We start from the raw sequence: 3,773 nt of genomic DNA on the forward strand, positions 1-3,773 counted from the left end.
GCCCCGCGTCGAGTACTCGCTGACCGAGGACGGCGGGCACCTCAACGACGCACTCCGGCCACTGGCCGCCTGGGGACGCGAGCGAACGACCGCCCAGGAGCGCCGGGTGCCCCTGAGTCAGAAGGGCGGGCTCTCGGAGTAGCCGCCCGTCCCGCCGGCCGCCCACCAGGAATCACGTTCCGCCTTGAGACGGGCGTAACGCTCGCGGGCTGCGATGTCGTCCGCGTTCTCCAGGTCGCCGGTGTCGTGACCCCATGCCTTCATCGCGTCCAGGGCACGGTCCCGGTGGTGGCGGTCGGTGCTGGTGGCCAGCAGACGACGGGCGTGGCCGACCAGCTCAGCCCGGTGCGTGGCGAGCGCGGGGTGCTCTGCCAGGGGGATCGCAGCGACGAAAGCGGCGTCGCGTACCTGCGCGTCGTCGTGGTCGAGAAGAGGACGGACAGCGGAGAAGAGCGCCGGGCGCAGCTCTCGGAACGCGCGCATCTCCCTGTCCTCCTCGAGAAGCCCTTCGCCGCAGTGGCGTTCGCTGATGGTGACGCACTCGTCGTCGGCGTCGCAGGCGGTGTCACCGAGCCACTCGAGCAGTCTCACGACGGTCGGGCGGTGCGGTGGCATGCCGGCATCGGTGCCGGAGTCGCCTGCCGCGATGACCGGATGGTGGAGGACGGCCGCGACATAGCACGCCACGGGCACGGTGGCTGAGTAGACGGTGTTCTGGTGGGTCACTTCCCTGAGTGAGTCATCGACGGCGGCCGTCCTGACGACCGGGTCGGGGTCGATGACGCGTGCCAGCGTCGTCGGCAGGGACCCGCCCGTCCCGCACACGGTGGCGAGCGACGCCCAGTCCGTACCATCCAGGATCGCTCGATGGTGAGGCAGCTCGTGGGGGCGAGGACTCTCGGTCCGACTGCGGCGGTTGGTCACAGGCGGAGGCTATAGCGTCGCCGGACCGGCGTTGCTCGTGGCCTCGTGTGCGGAGCGGGGCTCGCTTCCGTAGGAGGGGGAACCCGGCGCGGCCGGACCGGTCCTTCTCGAGGGACACGTGCCGGAGCCCGCTCCCAGGGGCGCGGCCACGCCGGGCGGAACTATCACGGCGTGATAATCCCGTGGGGACGCCCAACTCGAGGGACACGTGCCGGAGCCCGTCCCCAGGGGCGCGGCCACGCCGGGCGGAACTATCACGGCGTGATAATCCCGTGGGGACGCCCAACGGGTGAAACCGCGTCAGAACTTGCAAAGAGGGTGTCATTACGCCTTCAGGGGTCAGTATGCTGACGTCATGGCTTCCCCTTACCCCGACGGAGACCGGGAAAAGGTAGCGTCCAAGCTGCCCTCGGCGCTCCAACAAGCACTCAAGGTCCGCGCCGCCGAGCTCAGCCTGGACATCCAGGACGCCGTCGAGGCGGCCATCAACGACTGGCGCGGCAGCGCGAACAGCGGCACCGAAGTGGACACCGCCGGTGCGAAGTCGTTCTCCACGTGGCTTCCGCCAGGGCTGTACGAGCAGTTCAAGGAGACCTGCACCGACCGCGGCGTCTCCTACACCCAGGGCCTCGCCCAGTCGATCCGTGACTGGCTCGACGCGAACCCCTCCCCCCGGCACGGTGCTCGCGGCACCGAACCCGAACGGAAGATCGTCGGCAACCAGAAGGGCGGGGTCGGCAAGACCGCCATCTCCGCCGGCATCGGCGAGGCCTACGCCGAGGCGGGCAAGCGCGTCCTCGTCGTCGACTTCGACCCGCAGGGACACCTCAGCGAACAGCTCGGAGTCCCCCAGATCGAACCCAACCACGACAGCCTGGTCTCCCACATGTGCGGCGAAGGCAGCGGGGACCTGCGCGACCTCGTCGTGGAGATAGACGATCCGCGGTTCGAGAAGCGCCTGCACGTCCTGCCCGCCTGCTTCGACGGATTCCTCCTCGACGCCAAGATCGCCGTCGTGGCGACGCAGAAGCGCGGCTTCCAGAAGGAAGCGGCCCTCGAGCTGGCCCTGCGCCCCCTGGAAGCCGACTACGACGTCATCATCGTCGACTGCCCGCCCAGCCTCGGCATCGCCATGGACGCCGCCCTCTACTACGGGCGCCGACGCCGTGGTGAGCCCGTCGGCGTCTCCGGGGTCGTCATCCCCGTACTCGCCGAGGACTCCTCCGCCACCGCCTACGGCATGCTCGCCCAGCAGATCGAGGACCTCTGCGAAGACCTCTCCCTCGAGATCGACTACCTCGGCCTGGTCGTCAACCTGTACGACTCCCGCCGCGGTTACGTCGCCACCTCGTCCCTGGAGAACTGGAAGTCGCTCGGCGACCCGAAGGTCCTCGCCGTCATCGGCGACCTGAAGGAACAGCGCGAAGCGGTCCGCAAGCGGATGCCGCTGCTGACCTACGCCCCCCACAGTGACCAGGCGGAAGCCATGCGTCAGGTAGCGAAGGGAGCCACCCGTTGAGCAAGGCCGACACCCTGGGATCGGCACCCGCGTTCGGCGCGGCCCGCGGCGCCCGGTCCTCCCGACGCAGCCTCATCGACAAGACCATCGCCGGTGAGGAGTCGACCGCAGCGGCCACCACCGAGCTGCCGGTCACCCTCATCAGCGACAACCCCGACAACCCGCGCAACCATCTGCGCAACCTCGACGAGACGGTGCAGACCGTCCGCGAGGTCGGCATCATCATCCCCATCGCCGTGGCGACGATCGAGGCCTACCTGCGCACCCGGCCGGACCGCGCCGCCGAGCTGGAACCCGGGACGCAGTACATCGTCGTCGACGGCCACCGCCGCCTCGAGGCCGCCCGTCGCGTCGGGATGGCCACCATCCCGGTCCGCGTCGACAACGGACGGGTCGCCACCGACGAAACCCTGCTCGAGGCCGCGTTCGTCGCGAACTACCACCGCGACGACATGACGGATCTGGAGGAGGCCCACGCCCTCAAGGCCCTGGTCGACTACTACGGCTCCCAGACCAAGGCGTCCAAACGGCTGGGCATCCCGCAGAACACCATCTCCAGCAAGCTGTCCCTGCTGAAGCTCACCCCCGAGCTCCAGAAGGACCTGGTGACCGGGGTGCGGAAGGTCGAGCACGTTCGCAACCTCGGCAAGCTGTCTCCCGAGGAGCAGAGGGCCAAGGCGGACGAACGGGCGGAAGCAGCCCGCGGGAAGGCGGAGGCCCGGCCGCAGGAAGCCGTCGAGCGCTCGGCAGGCCCCGCCGATTATCACGGCGTGATAATCCCGGAGACGCCTGCCGAGCCGGCCGCTCCGCTATCCCCTCCGACCCGGCCCAGTGCGGCCACGCCGTCCGTCGAGCGTGAGCAGGCCGCCGAGTCCGTCCCGGAGTCCATCCCGGAACCGCGCACCGGCGCAGGGGAACCCAAGACGGCGAGCGCGGAAGCGGAACAGCCCAAGCAGCCGAAGCGGCTCCCGTACGACGACGCCTTCTACTGCGTGCACCATCTCCACCAGAAGATGGAGCCGGAGACGTTCGCCCAAGGAGCCCGAGTGTGGATGGACATCCTGCGGGAGCAGCACCCGGACGAGTACGAGGCCTTGCTGGCCGAACTGGAAACCCGATAACAGAGCCCCGCCCCTCGGCCCCGCTCGCCTTCCTCTGTGGAGGGGAGCGGGGCCGCGTCGGTCCCGGTGAAGCGGGCAGCCGGATGAGGAGCGGGACCGTCGGGGGGGGGGGGGGGGGGGGGGGGGGGGGGGTAAAAAGGACAAACCCACCCCCCCCCCCCCCCACGCCCCCCCCCGGCGCGGGGAGGACAAAAAGAATTTAGTGTAGG

4 protein-coding genes are annotated in these 3,773 nt (G+C 69.7%); 3 read left to right on the forward strand and 1 reads right to left on the reverse strand.

The window, feature by feature from the left end; translation table 11 throughout:
• The coding region (locus tag ACIA6T_RS28155; protein WP_399449407.1) for a winged helix-turn-helix transcriptional regulator at nucleotides 1-142 on the forward strand (142 nt) is incomplete at its 5' end.
• Here the strand turns inward: ACIA6T_RS28155 and ACIA6T_RS28160 are convergent.
• Nucleotides 118-924 (reverse strand): hypothetical protein, encoded by an 807-nt coding sequence (locus tag ACIA6T_RS28160; RefSeq protein WP_399449281.1) that lies wholly within the window; start codon nucleotides 922-924, stop codon nucleotides 118-120. The genes ACIA6T_RS28155 and ACIA6T_RS28160 overlap by 25 nt on opposite strands.
• Nucleotides 925-1,279: 355 nt before the next feature.
• On the opposite strand from ACIA6T_RS28160, the gene ACIA6T_RS28165 reads away from it, so the two are divergent.
• Nucleotides 1,280-2,443 carry a ParA family protein gene (locus tag ACIA6T_RS28165; protein WP_399449282.1) on the forward strand — a complete coding sequence of 388 codons (1,164 nt, stop codon included), beginning with the start codon at nucleotides 1,280-1,282 and terminating at the stop codon, nucleotides 2,441-2,443.
• The gene (locus tag ACIA6T_RS28170; protein ID WP_399449284.1) at nucleotides 2,440-3,564 is read left to right on the forward strand and encodes a ParB/RepB/Spo0J family partition protein; all 1,125 of its coding nucleotides are present in this window, start codon (nucleotides 2,440-2,442) and stop codon (nucleotides 3,562-3,564) included. The genes ACIA6T_RS28165 and ACIA6T_RS28170 overlap by 4 nt, the downstream gene beginning before the upstream one ends.
• Nucleotides 3,565-3,773 lie beyond the last annotated feature (209 nt).

Source organism: Streptomyces sp. NPDC051740 (assembly GCF_044453165.1).
Lineage (GTDB): Bacteria > Actinomycetota > Actinomycetes > Streptomycetales > Streptomycetaceae > Streptomyces > Streptomyces atrovirens.

Excerpts from the sequence above, each read along its gene's own strand:
- ACIA6T_RS28165 (WP_399449282.1), top strand. The coding sequence starts at position 1,280 with ATGGCTTCCCCTTACCCCGACGGAGACCGGGAAAAGGTAGCGTCCAAG.